This is a genomic window from Duganella aquatilis (genome assembly GCF_009674565.1).
In the GTDB taxonomy this organism is placed as follows: Bacteria; Pseudomonadota; Gammaproteobacteria; order Burkholderiales; family Burkholderiaceae_D; genus Rugamonas; species Rugamonas aquatilis.
Genome location: NZ_WKJL01000037.1, coordinates 1 through 16,035, shown reverse-complemented (window position 1 = coordinate 16,035; position 16,035 = coordinate 1). Strand labels below are relative to the sequence as shown.

Below are 16,035 nucleotides of genomic sequence, written 5' to 3'. Positions count from 1 at the left end.
ATTGTAGCGCCACGACGCCGATCTTGCCTGTCCCGGTTGCCAGAGTCTCCTTAGCCTTCGGTCCAGCCGCCGCCGATGGCCTTGACCAGCTGCACGCCGGCCTGGCGGTAGCGGGTCGTCAGGTCCAGCTCGCTGCGGGCCGATTGCAGGTAGGCCGTTTGCGCCGTCACCACTTCCAGATAGCTGGCCGCGCCTTCGTCGTAACGCTTCTGCGCCAGGTCCAGCGCACGCTTGGCGGCGGTGGCCGCCAGGTGGTCGGACTTGGCCGCTTCGTCGTAGTTGGTCAGCAGCGACAGCTGGTCGGACACCTGCTGGAAGGCGGTCAGCACCACCGAACGGTAGCGCTGGCCGGCTTCATCCAGCTGCGCTTCGGCGCCGGCGATCTGCGCCTTGCGGCGGCCGCCGTCGAGCAGGCTGACGGCCAGGGTCGGACCGACCGCCCAGAACAGGTTGGAAGCGCGGGCAAACTTGTCGAAGTCGCTGGACTGGTAGCCGGCGGCGGCGTTCAAGGTCAGCGACGGGAACAGCGCGGTGCGGGCCACGCCCACCTGGTCGCTGGCGGCCGCCACGCGCAGCGCGGCGGCGGCGATGTCCGGGCGGCGCTGCAGCAGCTGCGACGGCAGGCCCAGCGGCACCGCCGGCGTGACGAAGGCATTGCTGTCCATCGGCGCGACGGTGAAGCTGGCGGCATTGGCGCCGACCAGCGCGGCGATCGCGTGTTCCTGCGTATTGCGCTGCGCCTGGCGCTGGCGCAGTTGCGACCGGGTCGATTCCAGCTGGGTTTCGGCGCGCGCCAGGTCCAGGCCGGAGGCGGTGCCGCCGTTGTGGCGCTGGGTGATCAGGTCGGCCTGGCGCTTGTAGGCGACTTCGGTCTCGCGCAGCAGCTTGAGGTCGGCGTCGGCGCCGCGCAGGGCCAGCAGCGTGTCGGCCAGCTGGGTTTGCAGCGACAGGCGCGCCGCGGCCAGGTCGGCGTTGGCGGCGCGTTCCTGCGCCACGCCGGCGCTGACCTGCTTGCTGATGCGGCCCCACAGGTCGACTTCGTAGCCGAGGTCGAACTCCAGCGTGCCGCTGTTGTATTCAGCCGGCGAGGTGGCGCCGCGCAGCGGCTTGAGATCCGACTGGCGGATGCGCTGGCTGTTGAGCGAAGCGCCCAGCGTCGGCGACTGCGCCGAGCGCAGCACGCCGGTGGCGGCCTGCGCCTGGCGGTAGCGCGCCAGCGCGCTGGCAAGGTCCGGGCTGTTGTCGATCAGCTGCTGTTGCAGCTGGTCGAGTTGCGGATCGGCGTACATCTTCCACCAGTCGGCGGGCAGCATCGGCGCCTTGTCGCTGGCGGCGCTCCAGCCGGGCGGCACGTCGCGGAAGCTGTCGGCCATCGGCACCGCTGGCGGCGCCTGGACCGGGGCCTCGGCGCACGCGGCGAGGGCCAGGGCGAGGGTAGTGGCGTAGAGGATCTTCACGGCTTGGCCTTGGCGTTAGCGGTTGCGGCAGCCACGCGGACCATGTCGCCGGTGGCGACGCCGTCCGGCGGATTGGCGATGACCTGGTCGCCTTTGTCGAGGCCGGAGGCGACTTCGACCACGTTGCCGAGGTCGCGGCCGACGGTGACCTGTTTCACCACCACGCGGTTGTCCTTGCCCAGGGTCGCCACTTGCGTGCCGGCCTTGTTGAAGATCAGCGCGCTTGGCGGAATGCTCAGCGAGGCGGTGGCCTGCGGCGCGTCGAAGTGGATCGAGGCGTAGCCGCCCGGCAGCAGCTCGCGGCTGTCGTTCTGCACGGTCAGCTGGATCAGCATGGCGCCGGAGCTGGCGTTGATGGCCTGCGACAGCGACTGCACGGTGGCGGTGAAGGTCTTGCCCGGACGTTCAGGCACGGTCAGCTCGGCCTTGTCGCCGACCTTGATGGCGGCCACCTGGCGCTGCGGCACGTTGACGTAGACGCGCAGGCGGCTGATGTCGGACACCACGAACAGCTCGCTGCCCGGCGTGCCGCCGACGTTGATCAGCGCGCCGACGTCGGTGTTGCGCGCGGTGACCACGCCGTCGAACGGCGCCACCAGGCGGGTGTAGCGCTGCAGCGCCTGCACCCGGTCGACATTGGCCTGCATGGCGTTGACCGCCGACTGCTTGGCCGCCAGGTCGCCGGCTTTCTCGTCGGCTTCCTGGTGCGAGACGGCGTCCGCCGTCAGCAGGCCCTGCCAGCGCTTGGCGGTGCTGGCCGCCAGCGTCAGGTTGCTGCGCGCGGTGGCCAGTTCGGCCTTGGCTTGCAGCAGCTGCTGGTCGAGGTCGGGCGTTTCGATGTCGGCCAGCGTCTGGCCGGATTTCACCGGCGCGCCGATGTCGACGTTCCAGCTTTTCAGGTAGCCGCTGACGCGGGCGTAGATCGGCGCGCGCGCCCAGGGTTCGATGCGGGCCGACAGGTCGATCGGCGCGCCGGCCATCTGGCCGGCCGGCAGGATGCTGACCGCCGGAACGACCGGCGTGCTGGCTTCCTTGACTTGTTCGGCCACCGAACGGCGGCTGAGCACCCCGGCCGCGACCAGCGCGGCGGCAAGGACGATCAGACCCAGGGTCAGCGGCTTGTGCCCCATACGAGAAGTTTTAGTTTGCATGGACAGGTGCTCCGGAAATAGGTTGGTCGTTATGAGGTTGCGGCGACGGCGAGGACTTGGTCCCCGGCGCATGTTTTTTGTGGACGATGCTGAACACCACCGGTACAAACAGCAGCGTGGCCGTGGTGGCGAAGATCAGGCCGCCGATCACGGCGCGGCCCAGCGGCGCATTCTGCTCGCCGCCGTCGCCCAGGCCCAGGGCCATCGGCAACATACCGATAATCATCGACAGCGCCGTCATCAGCACCGGACGGAAGCGGACCGAGCCGGCTTCCAGCGCGGCGGCGGTGGCGTCGCCCAGTTCGTCCAGACGTTCCCGGGCGAACGAGATCACCAGCACCGAGTTGGCGGTGGCCACGCCCATGCACATGATGGCGCCGGTCAGCGCCGGCACCGACAGCGTGGTGTTGGTGGCGAACAGCATCCAGACGATGCCGGCCAGCGCGGCCGGCAGCGCCGAGACGATCACGGCCGGGTCCAGCCACGACTGGAAGTTGACCACGATCAGGAAGTAGATCAGCACCACGGCGCCCAGCAGGCCGAACAGCAGGCCGGAGAAGGCGCGGTCCATGGTTTTCACCTGGCCCAGCATCTGCGCCGACGAACCCTTCGGCAGCTCGGCCTTGGTTTCTTCCAGGATCTTGTTGATGTCCTTGGCGACGGCGCCGAGGTCGCGGTCCTGGGTGGTGGCGTAGATCTGCACCATCGGCGCGATGTCGTACTGGCTGACCAGCGCCGAGGCGGTGCCGCGCTGGAAGCGGGCGACGCCGCCCAGCGTGGCGCCGCTGGTGTTGGCGCCGTTACCGACCGGCAGGTTGGCCAGCGACGACAGCGAATCGAGCTGCGGTTGCGGCGTCTGCATGACGATCGGGTAGCTGACGCCGTTGGCCGGATTCAGCCAGAAGGTCGGCGCCACCTGCGAGGAACCGGCCAGGTTGACCACCATGCTGTTGGTGACGTCGCGCGTGGTCAGGCCCAGCTGCTGCGCCTGGCTGCGGTCGACGTCGACGTTGAACACCGGCGCCTTGTTGGACTGCTGGATGCGGGCGTCGGCCACGCCAGGGATGGCGCGGATGCGTTTCAGCAGCTTGTCGGCGTAGGCGTAGTTCTCGTCGATCTTGCCGCCGCGGATTTGCACGTCGATCGGGGCCGGCGAACCGAAGTTCAGGATCTGGCCGACGATGTCGGCTGGCGGGAACGAGAAGGTGGTGTCCGGGAATTCTTCCGGCAGCACCTTGCGCAGCTTGCGCACGTACTCGGCGGTCGGCTCGTGTTCTTCGCCGAGGGCGATCTGGAAGTCGCCGTCCTGCGTGCCCATCATGCCGGTGTTGTTGTACACCATGTTGATCGCGCTGGCCGGCATGCCGATGTTGTCGGTCATGGTGACGATTTCCTTGGCCGGAATCACGCGGCGGATGGCCTGGTCGATGCGGGCGAAGCGGGCGGCGGTTTCCTCGATACGGGTGCCGACCGGCACGCGCACGTGGATCAGCACCTGGCCGGAGTCGACCGACGGGAAGAAGTTACTGCCCAGGAAAGGCACCAGCACGAACGAGGCCAGCACCACCACCAGGAAGCCGATCACGAACTTCGGACGGTTGCCGATGGCCGATTCCAGGATGCCCATGTAGCCGGCGCGGACCTTCTCGAAGCGCGCTTCGAAGCCGCGCTGGAAACGCACCAGCGGATTGCTCGATGGTGGCGGCGCACCGTGGCCGCCGTGGGCGTGGGCATGGCCCTCGCCGGTGTCGTGCGGTTTCAGCAGGTAGTTGGCCATGGTCGGCACCAGGGTACGCGACAGGATGAATGAGCAGATCATCGCGAAGATCACCGCTTCGGCCATCGGCACGAACAGGAAGCGCGACACGCCGTCCAGGAAGAACATCGGCACGAACACGATACAGATACACAGCAGCGAAACGAAGGCCGGCGTGACGATCTGCGCGGCGCCGTCCAGAATCGCGTTTTCCACCGACTTGCCCTGTTCCAGGTGCCAGTTGATGTTTTCGATGGTCACGGTGGCGTCATCGACCAGGATACCCACGGCCAGCGCCAGGCCGCCGAGGGTCATCAGGTTCAGCGATTCGCCGATGGCCGCCAGGGCGACGATCGAGCCGAGAATCGACAGCGGGATGGAAACCGCGATGATGATGGTCGAGCGCCAGCTGCCGAGGAACAGCAGGATCATCAGGCTGGTCAGCGCGGCGGCGATCACGCCTTCCGAGGCCACGCCCTTGATCGCAGCGCGCACGAATACGGACTGGTCATTGATCGGCGTGACTTTCAGCGCGTCCGGCCAGCCGGCCTTCAGCGTGTCGATTTTCGAGCGGATGCCATCGACGATGGCCAGGGTCGAGGCCGAACCGTTCTTCAGCACCGACATCAGCACCGAGCGGCTGCCGTCGACGTGCACCACGTTGGTCTGCGGCGCGTTGCCGTCGTGGACGTTGGCGATGTCGCCCAGGTAGATGGTGGCGCCGTTGACCACTTTCACCGGCAGGCGCGCCAGGTCGGCGATGGCCGACGGCGCGCTGTTCAGCTGGATGGTGTATTCCAGCGAGTCGATTTTCTGCGTGCCGACCGGGGTCAGCACGTTCTGTGCCGCCAGCGCGTTGGCGATGTCCTGCGCCGACAGGCCGCGGGCCTGCAGCAGGGCCGGATCGACGTCGATCTGCACCTGGCGCTGCTTACCGCCATACGGCAGCGGGATTGCCGCGCCCGGTACGCTAACCAGCGGCGTCCGCACCGTATTGGTGCCGAGGTCGGACAGCTGCTGTTCCGACAGACCCTTGCCGGACAGCGCCACCTGGAGGATAGGCACGGTGGCGGCGTTGTAGTTGATGATCAGTGGAGGCGTGATACCGGCCGGCATCTGCTTGAGCAGCGCCTGCGAGATCGCCGTCACCTGGGCATTCGCCACCGCCACGTTGACGCCGGGCTGGAAGAAGATCTTCACGATGGACACGCCGGTGAAGGTGTTCGCTTCGATGTGCTCGATGTCGTTGACGGTGGTGGTCAGCGCGCGCTGGAACAGGGTGGACACGCGCCCCGCCATCTGGTCCGGCGGCTGGCCGGTGTACTGCCACGCCACCGCGATCACCGGGATCTTAATGTCGGGGAAAATGTCGGTCGGCGTGCGCAAAGCCGCCAGCGGACCGGCGATCAGCAGCAGCAAGGCCATGACCACAAATGTATAGGGACGCCGGAGCGCCACGCGGACGATATCAATTAACACAAAATTACCCCCAGGGACAGACTGACCGGACAATATAGCGCGGTGCAGCATTTTGAATAATGCGGCGGAATCGCATGACCTTATGAGCCAGGCTAATCAATGCCGAGGTGATGCGGATAATGTAGTGCAGCGGAATTACTGACTTTTGCTACATTAGTGAATAATTTTATCGTTTTAATCGTTATAGTTGCCTTAAGAATTGTTTCTGGCATGTATCAGCCTGTATCTGGTGGAATGTCATCTGTTTGTAATCTTGGCGTCATGTTGCCGTCAGCGCGACATTTCTATACTGGGATCACTCTCATTCACCAAGGAAATCGTCATGAAAAAGCTGTTACTTGCCGGCGCGTTTGCCGCCCTGTTTTCCGGCGCGGCGTCGGCTGCGGTTAATAATATCGTGCTTGTGCATGGCGCATACGCGGACGGATCGTGCTGGAACGACGTCATCGCGCGTTTGCAAAAAGCAGGTAAGCATGTCACATCTGTGCAAAATCCGCTGACGTCGCTCGCGGATGACGCCGAAGCGACGCGCCGGGTGCTGGCGTTGCAGGATGGGCCGACGATTCTGGTGGGCCATTCGTGGGCCGGCACGGTGATCAGCGAGACCGGCGTCGATCCGAAGGTCAAGGCGCTGGTGTACGTGGCGGCGCGCGCGCCGGACGCGGGCGAGGACTACGGCGCCCTGGCCGCCAAGTTCCCGGCACCGCCTGCCAGCGCCGGGCTGGTGAAGTCGGCGGACGGTTTTGCCCAGCTGAGCGAAGAGGCGTTTGTGCGCGATTTCGGCGGCGATCTGGACCCGGCCAAGGCGCGGGTGCTGTATGCGGGGCAGGGGCGCATCTCGCAGACGCTGTTCAGCGCCCGCACCACGCAGGCGGCGTGGAAGGTCAAGCCGACCTATTATGCGGTGTCGACCAATGACCGGACGACGTCGCCGGATCTGGAGCGTTTCCTGGCCAAGCGCATGGGGGCCAAGACCATAGAGCTGGCGTCCAGCCACCTGTCGATGATCTCCCACGCCGACGAGATCGCCAACCTGATCCTCGAGGCCGCAAAGTAAACCCGCAAGGCTGATCCAGGGGCCGGATAGGGCTTCGCCCGCCTGCCAGGTGGGCCGGCCCCCACCTGGCAGTGCGGGTTATGACTGGCAGCACAAAACAGCCGATAATGAATGCACCATGAAAATACTAATCATTGAAGACGAACCGAAAGCCGGCGACTACCTGGTCAAGGGCCTGCATGAGTCCGGCTACGTGGCCGACCTCGCGCGCAACGGCGTCGACGGCCTGTCGCTGGCGCTGGAGCACGACTACGAACTGATCGTGCTGGACGTGATGCTGCCGCAAATGGATGGCTGGACCGTCCTCAGCAAGCTGCGCGAGCGCAAGGAAACGCCGGTGCTGTTCCTCACCGCCCGCGACGACGTGATCGACCGCGTCAAGGGCCTGGAACTGGGCGCCGACGATTACCTGGTCAAGCCGTTCGCTTTCGCCGAACTGCTGGCCCGCGTCAAAACGCTGCTGCGCCGTGGCCCGGTGCGCGAAGCCGAGGTGATCCGCGTAGCCGACCTGGAAATCGACGTGCTGCGCCGTCGCGTCACGCGCGCCGGCCAGCGCATCGAGCTGACCGCCAAGGAATTCGCGCTGCTGCACCTGCTGGCCAAGCGCCAGGGCGAAGTGCTGTCGCGCACCCAGATCGCTTCCATGGTATGGGACATGAACTTCGATTCCGACACCAATGTGGTCGACGTGGCGATCCGCCGCCTGCGCGTCAAGGTCGACGATCCGTATCCGCTCAAGCTGGTGCAAACCGTGCGCGGCATGGGCTATCTGCTGGAAGAGCGCACGTGAAGCGCCGGCCGCTGTCGCTGACCCTGCGCGTGGCGCTGCTGCTGTCGGCGGTGGCCGTGACCACCTTCCTGGCGGTGGGCGCCTACCTGTACCACACCTTGCAGCGGCAGATGGCCAGCCGCGACGACGTCGAGCTGATCGCCAAGGTGGACCAGTTGCGCCGCGTGATCGCCGCGCTGCCGTCGGACGTCGCCATCGAACAGAACGCCAGGCTGCTGACTGACACCCTGTTCGGCCATAACGATTTCATGCTGCGGGTGAACGCGGCAGACGGCAAGCCGCTGCTGCAAACCTCGACCACCTCGCGCCCGCTGCCGCAGGTGGACAGCGTGCCGGCCAAGCGCGAGCTGACGCTGGACGACATCCACGACTGGCAACCCGCCAGCGGCATCGGCCGCATGGTGCGCGCCGCCGCGCTGGTGGACGACGGCCGCTCCGGCGCCGAGCCGGTGCAGATCACGCTGGCGCGCGAGCGCTCGGATCGCCTGAAACTGCTGCGCGACTACGTGGTCGACCTGCTGGTGGCGCTGTGCGGCGGCGCCTTGCTGGCGACGGCGCTGGGCTACGCGGTGGTGCGCTACAGCATGCGCCAGTTCCGCTCGGTGATCGCCAAGGCCGATGAAATCAACACCAGCCGCCTCAACACGCGGCTGTCGGTGCAGGACGCGCCGGTGGAGCTGCGGCAGATGGGCGCCGCCTTCAACGCCATGCTGGACCGGCTGGAGGACGGCGTGCAGCGCCTGTCCGGCTTTGCCGCCGACCTGGCGCACGACATGCGCACGCCGGTCAACACGCTGATGGTGGAAACCCAGGTGGCGCTGTCGCGGCCGCGCACGGTGGAGGAATACCAGGCGCTGCTGGCATCCAATTCGGAAGAGTACGAACGGCTGGCGCGCATGATCGAGAACACGCTGTTCCTGGCGCGCGTCGACAACGCCCAGCTGGCGCTGCAGCGCGAGTCGCTGGACCTGCAGGTCGAGTTGCAGCGCATCCACGATTATTTCGAAATCCTGGCCGACGACGTGGGCGTGCGCCTGACCGTGGACGCCGCGCCGCTGCGCGCCGACATCGACCCGGTGCTATTGCAGCGCGCCATCAACAACCTGGTGTCGAACGCCATTCGCTATACGCCGCCGGGCGGCTCGGTGCGGCTGTCGGCGCGCGAGGTGGCGGAGGGCGTGGAGCTGGCCGTCTGCAACACCGGCCCCGGCATCGCGCCCGAACACCTGCCGCACATCTTCGATCGTTACTACCGGGCCGACCAGGCGCGCTCCGACCAGGCCCATTCGGCCGGGCTGGGCCTGTCCATCGTCCGCGCCATCGTGGATTTGCATGGCGGTAAAATTTCAGTGGACAGCCAGCCGGGCGCCAGCACCACTTTTTGCCTGTTGTTCAAAAAAGCCAAAAATAATTAGAAATCCGTGTCGATTTCTGTGGTGCCGGGTCGTCGTAGGTATAGATTGACACTTTAACCGAGGAGACCACCATGGCAATGCAAAGCACCCACATCATCCCGCACCTGGTTTGCGAAGGCGCAGCGGACGCGATTGAATTCTATAAAAAGGCCTTTAACGCCGAGGAAATGATGCGCATGCCGGGCGAGGACGGCCGCATCATGCACGCCGCGCTGAAGATCGGCGATTCCACCCTCATGCTGGCCGACGCGTTCCCCGAGTACGGCGGCAAGGGACCGAAAGCGCTGAACGGTAGCCCGGTCACGCTGCACATGTATTCGCCCGACGTGGATGCCGCCTTCCAGCAGGCGGTGGATGCCGGCGCCACGGTGCGCATGCCGGTGGCCGACATGTTCTGGGGCGACCGCTACGGCCAGGTGACGGATCCCTTCGGCCACCACTGGTCGATCGCCACCCACATCAAGGACATGACGCCGGAAGAAATGATGGCTGCGATGAAACAACAATCCGATTGCCAATAAGGAGCCGTCCATGCGATTCATGATCATCGTAAAAGCCACCGCCGATTCCGAAGCCGGCAAGATGCCGAGCGTGGAGCTGATGACGGCGATGGGCAAGTTCAACGAGGAACTGGTCAACGCCGGCGTGCTGCTGGCGGGCGAGGGCCTGCACCCGAGTTCCAGGGGCGCGCGCATCCGCTACGACGGCGCCAGCCGCACCGTGATTGACGGTCCGTTCGCCGAGACCAAGGAGCTGATCGCCGGCTTCTGGCTGATCCAGGTGAAATCCAAGGAAGAGGCGATCGAGTGGATGAAGCGCTGTCCGAACCCGTTCGACGGCCCGTCGGAAATCGAAATCCGCCAGGTGTATGAAATGAGCGACTTCGGCGACGCCGCCACACCGGAATTGGTGGCTCAGGAGGAGGCTTTGCGCGCCCGGCTGTGATACCTTTATGGCTGACACCAGTCTGGAGCTCGATGTAATGGAATTCATGGTACTGCGCCGCGCGAATCAAAGCACGGAACGAGGAACGCAACCGCCCGCGCTGGAGCCGGGCACCTTTCTGCGCCCCAGCGTGGAAGCGGTGCGGCTGCAGCGCCGGGACGGCGAGTGGAGCGAAGTCAAGGGACCGTTTCCGCCCAAGGAACTGGTCGCCGGCTTCGTGCTGCTGGAGGCGGAATCGCGCGAGGACATCGTCGAGCAGGTGCGCTGGTGGCCCTTGTTCGACAGCGGCGCGGTGTATGAAATCCGCGACGCCGGCTGTCCCGGCAACTGCGTCGGCTTCGACGAGCGCGGCACGGCGGCTGGCACGCTGCCGCAGCGCAAGGAGGAACTGACGCGCTACGTGATCTTCCTGCGCTCCGACGCCGATGCGGAAACCGACGCCGTGCCGCCGCCGGAAGTCATCGACGTGATGAACGAATTCAACGAAGCCGGCGTGCAGCAGGGCGTGCTGCTGGCCGGCGAAGGCCTGAAAGGCACGGGCAGCGCGGTGCGCGTGCACTACGCTAATTCCAAAACCTCGGTGGTCGACGGTCCGTTCACGGAGGTGAAGGAGCTGATCGCTGGTTACTGGATGATACAGGCCGCCTCGCGCGAGGCGGCGATTGCCTGGGCCAAGGGTTATCCGTATCCGCAGCCGGGCGATATCACGCTGGAAATCCGCGAGGCCTGCGAACGCATCGCGCACGCCGAGTTCACGCCCGAGATGGTCAAGGCGGAAGAACGGCTGCGCGCCGAACTGCTGGAAGCGGGCCTGCGCGACGCCTTCACCGCGGCGGCCCGTGGCGGCTGACGTCCACAAAATCATCGAGGCGGTATGGCGGATGGAGTCCGCCAGGATCATCGCTGTGCTGGCGCGCATGTTGCGCGACGTCGGCCAGGCCGAGGAACTGGCGCAGGACGCCCTGGTGCTGGCGCTGGAGCGCTGGCCGGCCAACGGCGTGCCGGAGCAGCCGGCCGCCTGGCTGACCGCGGTGGCGAAGAACCGCGCGCTGGATGTGCTGCGCCATCGCCAGATGCATCAGCAAAAAGAAGCGGCCATCAGCTACGAAATCGACAGCCAGTTGCAGGATGCCGCGCCGGATCTGGACGCAGCGGTGGCCGATGCGCTGGAAAACGATATCGGCGACGATTTGTTGCGGCTGGTGTTCGTGGCCTGCCATCCGGTGCTGTCCACCGACGGACGCGTGGCGCTGACTTTGCGCATGCTGGGCGGCCTGAGCACGGACGAAATCGCCCGCGCCTTCCTGGTGCCGGAAAAAACCGTGGCGCAGCGCATCGTGCGCGCCAAGCGCACGCTGGCCGAAGCCAGGGTGCCGTTCGAAGCGCCGCGCGCGCACGAGCTGGGCGAACGGCTGGCCTCGGTGCTGCAAGTCATCTACCTGATCTATAACGAAGGCTACTCCGCCAGCGCCGGCGCGGACTGGATGCGGCCGGCGCTGTGCGAGGAAGCGCTGCGGCTGGGACGCATCCTGGCGGGGCTGCAGCCGGACGAGCCGGAAGTGCACGGGCTGGTGGCGCTGATGGAAATCCAGTCCTCGCGCGCCCGCGCCCGTGTCGGGCCGCAGGGCGAGCCTATCCTGTTGCTGGAGCAGGACCGCGCGCGCTGGGACCAGTTGCTGATCCGGCGCGGTCTGGCTGCCTTGGAGCGCGCGGGACGGACAGGGCGCGGACTCGGGCCGTATGGCCTGCAAGCCGCCATTGCCGCCTGCCACGCGCGCGCCCGGCAGGCGGGCGACACCGACTGGCAGCGCATCGCCGCGCTGTATGACGCGCTGGCGCAGCTGTCGCCGTCGCCGATTGTGGAGTTGAACCGCGCGGTGGCGCTGTCGATGGCCTACGGACCGCAGGCGGGACTGGAAGTGGTGGATGGCCTGCTGGATGCGCCGGCCTTGAAGAACTACCATCTGCTGCCCAGCGTGCGTGGCGACTTGCTCGCCAAGCTGGGCCGTCACGACGAAGCGCGCACCGAGTTCGAGCGCGCCGCGTCGCTGACGCAAAACGAGCGCGAGCGCCAGCTGCTGCTGGCCCGTGCCACCCAAACCGGGGTCAGTTCTGCCAATCGCACACGAGCCCTGCCGTAGCGACCGCTACGGCAGGGCTCGTGTGCGATTGGCAGAACTGACCCCGGTTTTTACAACGTGGCTTCCAACAGCTTGACCAACGATTCGATGCCGTCGGCGTCGGTCTGGTCGAAACGGTTCGGCAGCGGGCTGTCCAGGTCGAACACGCCGACGATGGCGCCGTCCGGGCCGCGCACCGGTACCACCAGTTCCGAACGCGAATTGACGTCGCAGGCGATGTGGCCAGGGAAGGCGTGCACGTCCGGCACGACGATGGATTTGCCTTCCACCACGGTGGTGCCGCAGACGCCGCGGCCTTTCTTGATGCGGATGCAGGCCGGCTTGCCCTGGAATGGCCCCAGGACCAGCTCGTCACCCTTGAGGAAGTAGAAGCCGGCCCAGTTCAGGCCCGGCATGCTGTTGAACACCAGCGAACTGAAATTGGCGGTGTTGGCGATCAGGTCGGTCTCGCCGTGCAGCAGGCCTTGCAGCTGCGGGCGCAGGTCGTTGTACATGGCGTTTTTGGCATCGGCGCTGTCGGTGCCGTAGGCGGTGTCGCTGAGGGTGAAGGTCATGATGTGTTGTTCAGTAGATAAGCGCAGGCGCGCCGAGGCCTCTATGTTAGCCGATCCGTCGAAATTACGAAGACTTCCTACCCTTTTTGTAGGCAGTATCCGATAGCGCGCCCGCCACGCGCAGGATACTCTGGTGTGCAGCGCGTCATAAACCAAGCGGGGTAAATATGTCCACCAGAAAAAAGAACGCAGAACCGCCGCGTCAAAACAAGGCCAGGCCCGCCATGCCGCCGACTTCGCCTTGCGCCATTGACATCGATGCCTTGCTGACCATCGGCGAGGAACGTGTGCATATCGTCTGTGAAGAAGACGACAATATTAGCTTTATGTCGGAATTGATCGATACCGTCTAGCCTCGGTGCGTTGGGTGACAGACGGGGACGTATTGCGGCGCCACAATCGGCCATCGTCTCCGTCGAAAGCGCTCTATGTCCGCAGATATGGTGGTAGTCCGCAAGGAGGGCCTGTATTGCGTGCCCGGCCAGTTTTACATCGACCCGTGGCGGCCGGTGGAACGCGCTGTCATCACCCATGCGCACGGCGACCATGCGCGCGGCGGCCACCAGCACTACCTGGCGGCAACGCCCGGCGTGAATGTCATGAAATCGCGGCTGGGGCCGATCAACATCACCGGGCTGGCCTATGGCGAGCAGGTGGTGCACAACGGCGTCACCGTGTCGCTGCATCCGGCCGGCCACGTGCTGGGTTCGGCGCAGGTGCGCATGGAATATCGCGGCGAAGTGTGGGTGGTTTCGGGCGACTACAAGGTCGAACCGGACCGCACCTGCGCGCCCTTCGAGCCGGTGCGCTGCGATACCTTCATCACCGAATCGACGTTCGGCCTGCCGATCTACCGCTGGCAGCCGGAGCAGGAAATCTTTGACGACGTCAACGCCTGGTGGCAGTCCAATGCCGAGCAGGGCCGCGCCACCGTGCTGCTGGGCTACAGCTTCGGCAAGGCGCAGCGGCTGTTGAGCGGGCTGGATTCCGGCATCGGTCCCATCATCTGCCACGGCGCGGTGCAGACCTTGAACCAGGTCTACCGCGACGAGGGCGTGTGGCTGCCGCCGACCGTCATGGTGGGGGATGTGCCGAAGAGCGAGATCGGCAAGTCGATTGTGCTGGCGCCGCCGTCGGCCGCCGGCTCGCCGTGGATCAAGCGCTTCGGCGATTTCAGCGACGGCTTTGCCAGCGGCTGGATGCAGTTGCGCGGCGCGCGCCGCCGGCGCGGCGTCGATCGCGGCTTTGCGCTGTCCGACCATGCGGATTGGCCGGGGCTGCTGGAGGCCATTGCCGCCACTGGCGCGCAGCGCGTGATCGTCACGCACGGTTCGATTGCGGTGCTGGTGCGCTGGCTTCAGCAGCAGGGCTTGCAGGCCAGCGGTTTCGATACCGAATATGGCGACGATGAGGCCGAGGACAGCGGTCCGCCGCTCCCGGCTGCCGGGGAGGCCGAGCATGCGTGACTTCGCCCGCCTGTATGCCGAACTGGACGAAACCACCGCCACCAGCCGCAAGCTGGCCGCCTTGCAGGGCTATTTCACGAGCGCCGCGCCGCAGGATGCCGCGTGGGCCGTGTATTTCCTGGCCGGCGGCAAGCCGCGCCAGGCGGTGCCGACCAAGCTGCTGCGCCAGTACGCGATCGAGTACGCCGGCCTGGACGAGTGGCTGTTCGACGAGTGCTACCACGCGGTGGGCGACCTGGCCGAGACCATCGCCCTGATCCTGCCGCCGCCCAAGCATCCCAGCGAAATCGGCCTGGCCGACTGGGTCGAGCTGGGTATCGCGCCGTTGCGCGGCGCCACGCCGGAAGCGGTGCGGGCAGCGCTGTTCACCTACTGGGACCAGCTCGACACGCGCGAACGTTTCCTGCTGACCAAGCTGATCGGCGGCGGCTTCCGCGTCGGCGTGTCGCGGCTGCTGGTGACGCGCGCCCTGAGCGCCATCGCCGGACTGGACAGCAAACTGATCGCGCAGCGCCTGATGGGGTGGACTGACGGTAGTGTCAGTCCGACGGCGGCCGGCTTTAAGCAGCTGACCGCCGCACATGCGCCGGAGGAACTGGCGCAGCGCGGCGGCCAGCCGTATCCCTTCTTCCTGGCGCACCAGCTGGAGCGCGATCCATCCACGCTGGGCGAGCTGTCGGACTGGCAGGTCGAATGGAAGTACGACGGTATGCGCGCCCAGCTGGTGCGGCGCGAGGGCAAGAACTGGCTGTGGTCGCGCGGCGAGGACCTGATCACCGAGCGCTTCCCCGAGCTGGCCGCGCTGCGCTTGCCGGACGGCGTGGTGCTGGACGGTGAAATCCTGATCTGGCACGGCGGCGCGACGCCGGCGCCGTTTGCCGACCTGCAAAAGCGCATGGGCCGCAAGCAGGTGTCGGCGCGCTTGCTGGGGGAGATGCCGGCGGTGCTGCTGGCCTACGATCTGCTGGAGCTGGACGGCCGCGACCTGCGCGACCTGCCGCAGTCCGAGCGCCGCATGCTGCTGGAACAGCTGATGGCCAGCCTGCAAGGCGCGCCGCAGTTGCGGCTGGCGCCGGTGATCGTGGCGGACAGCTGGGAGCAGCTGGCGCTGATCCGCGCCGAGTCGCGCGATCGCGGCGTCGAAGGCATGATGCTGAAGGCGGTCGACGCCCGCTACGGCGTGGGCCGCACCAAGAGCGTCGGTACATGGTGGAAGTGGAAGATCGATCCCTACAGCATCGACGCGGTGCTGATCTACGCGCAGGCCGGCCATGGGCGGCGCGCCTCGCTGTACACCGACTATACGTTTGCCGTGTGGGATAACGAGCATCGGTTGGTGCCTTTCGCCAAGGCGTATTCCGGCCTGACCGATGCGGAGATCGCGCAGGTGGACCAGGCGATCCGCAAGACCACCATCGAGAAATTCGGGCCGGTGCGCAGCGTGACGCCAAGCATGGTGTTTGAAATCGGTTTTGAAGGCATCGCCAGTTCGCCGCGTCACAAGTCGGGCATCGCCGTGCGTTTCCCGCGCATTCTGCGGCGGCGTGAAGACAAATCGGTGGACGAGGCCGATACGCTGGAGTCGCTGAAGAACCTGCTCGTGGCGCCATGAACGCGGACGCCTGGTTCGCCGCGCGCGGCTGGACGGTGTTTCCGTTTCAGCGCGAAGTGTGGGCGGCGGCGGCAGCCGGCCGCTCCGGCCTGCTGCATGCGACCACCGGCGCCGGCAAGACCTACGCCGTCTGGTTCGCCGCCTTGCAGCGCGCCGGCTATGGCGAAGCCGCGCCGCCGGTCCGCGGCGGCGCCAGGGCGCGCCGTGCCGGC

At 66.3% G+C, this 16,035-nt stretch carries 15 protein-coding genes; 11 read left to right on the top strand and 4 right to left on the bottom strand.

Annotated elements, in window-relative coordinates:
- Positions 1-50 precede the first annotated feature (50 nt).
- From GJ698_RS28195 to GJ698_RS28185, 3 genes are read right to left on the bottom strand one after another with little or no spacing between them, the layout of a single operon-like run.
- Positions 51-1,457, bottom strand: a complete 1,407-nt coding sequence (locus tag GJ698_RS28195; RefSeq protein ID WP_371865462.1) for an efflux transporter outer membrane subunit — start codon at positions 1,455-1,457, stop codon at positions 51-53.
- Complete coding sequence (locus tag GJ698_RS28190) at positions 1,454-2,608, bottom strand: efflux RND transporter periplasmic adaptor subunit (RefSeq protein WP_154361170.1); 1,155 nt, start codon at positions 2,606-2,608, stop codon at positions 1,454-1,456. The genes GJ698_RS28195 and GJ698_RS28190 overlap by 4 nt, the downstream gene beginning before the upstream one ends.
- The gene (locus GJ698_RS28185; protein ID WP_154361169.1) at positions 2,598-5,894 is read right to left on the bottom strand and encodes an efflux RND transporter permease subunit; all 3,297 of its coding nucleotides are present in this window, start codon (positions 5,892-5,894) and stop codon (positions 2,598-2,600) included. Before GJ698_RS28185 ends, GJ698_RS28190 begins: the two co-directional genes overlap by 11 nt.
- A 271-nt stretch (positions 5,895-6,165) precedes the next feature.
- Between GJ698_RS28185 and GJ698_RS28180 the strand changes: the two genes are divergently transcribed.
- The 7 genes from GJ698_RS28180 to GJ698_RS28150 all read left to right on the top strand — a co-directional run bounded on the left by GJ698_RS28180 (position 6,166) and on the right by GJ698_RS28150 (position 12,191).
- A complete protein-coding gene (locus GJ698_RS28180; protein WP_154361168.1) occupies positions 6,166-6,900 on the top strand; it encodes an alpha/beta fold hydrolase in 735 nt (244 codons plus the stop codon).
- Positions 6,901-7,018: 118 nt separating this feature from the next.
- The gene (locus GJ698_RS28175) at positions 7,019-7,690 is read left to right on the top strand and encodes a heavy metal response regulator transcription factor (RefSeq protein WP_154361167.1); all 672 of its coding nucleotides are present in this window, start codon (positions 7,019-7,021) and stop codon (positions 7,688-7,690) included.
- Entirely contained in the window at positions 7,687-9,105 is a 1,419-nt protein-coding gene (locus GJ698_RS28170; RefSeq protein WP_371865461.1) for a heavy metal sensor histidine kinase, read from the top strand. Before GJ698_RS28175 ends, GJ698_RS28170 begins: the two co-directional genes overlap by 4 nt.
- A gap of 71 nt (positions 9,106-9,176) precedes the next feature.
- Positions 9,177-9,626 carry a VOC family protein gene (locus GJ698_RS28165; RefSeq protein WP_208023891.1) on the top strand — a complete coding sequence of 150 codons (450 nt, stop codon included), beginning with the start codon at positions 9,177-9,179 and terminating at the stop codon, positions 9,624-9,626.
- Positions 9,627-9,636: 10 nt separating this feature from the next.
- Positions 9,637-10,050: a YciI family protein gene (locus GJ698_RS28160; RefSeq protein WP_154361166.1), complete on the top strand. Its 414-nt coding sequence runs from the start codon at positions 9,637-9,639 to the stop codon at positions 10,048-10,050.
- 7 nt (positions 10,051-10,057) lie between these two features.
- Positions 10,058-10,900, top strand: a complete 843-nt coding sequence (locus GJ698_RS28155; RefSeq protein WP_229260200.1) for a YciI family protein — start codon at positions 10,058-10,060, stop codon at positions 10,898-10,900.
- Positions 10,901-10,931: 31 nt separating this feature from the next.
- Positions 10,932-12,191, top strand: a complete 1,260-nt coding sequence (locus GJ698_RS28150; protein WP_154361197.1) for an RNA polymerase sigma factor — start codon at positions 10,932-10,934, stop codon at positions 12,189-12,191.
- A gap of 50 nt (positions 12,192-12,241) precedes the next feature.
- Here the strand turns inward: GJ698_RS28150 and msrC are convergent, their stop codons facing one another.
- Complete coding sequence (gene msrC, locus GJ698_RS28145) at positions 12,242-12,745, bottom strand: free L-methionine (R)-S-oxide reductase MsrC (RefSeq protein ID WP_154361165.1); 504 nt, start codon at positions 12,743-12,745, stop codon at positions 12,242-12,244.
- Between the two features lie 167 nt (positions 12,746-12,912).
- Here msrC and GJ698_RS28140 point away from each other — a divergent pair, with 167 nt between their 5' ends.
- From GJ698_RS28140 to GJ698_RS28125, 4 genes are all read left to right on the top strand, one after another.
- Complete coding sequence (locus GJ698_RS28140; RefSeq protein ID WP_154361164.1) at positions 12,913-13,098, top strand: hypothetical protein; 186 nt, start codon at positions 12,913-12,915, stop codon at positions 13,096-13,098.
- Positions 13,099-13,173: 75 nt separating this feature from the next.
- Positions 13,174-14,211, top strand: coding sequence for a ligase-associated DNA damage response exonuclease (locus GJ698_RS28135; protein WP_154361163.1), 1,038 nt, complete (start codon positions 13,174-13,176; stop codon positions 14,209-14,211).
- A complete protein-coding gene (locus GJ698_RS28130; protein WP_154361162.1) occupies positions 14,204-15,823 on the top strand; it encodes an ATP-dependent DNA ligase in 1,620 nt (539 codons plus the stop codon). Before GJ698_RS28135 ends, GJ698_RS28130 begins: the two co-directional genes overlap by 8 nt.
- A partial coding sequence (locus GJ698_RS28125) for a hypothetical protein (RefSeq protein ID WP_154361161.1) occupies positions 15,820-16,035 on the top strand: 216 nt, incomplete at its 3' end. The genes GJ698_RS28130 and GJ698_RS28125, both read left to right, overlap by 4 nt.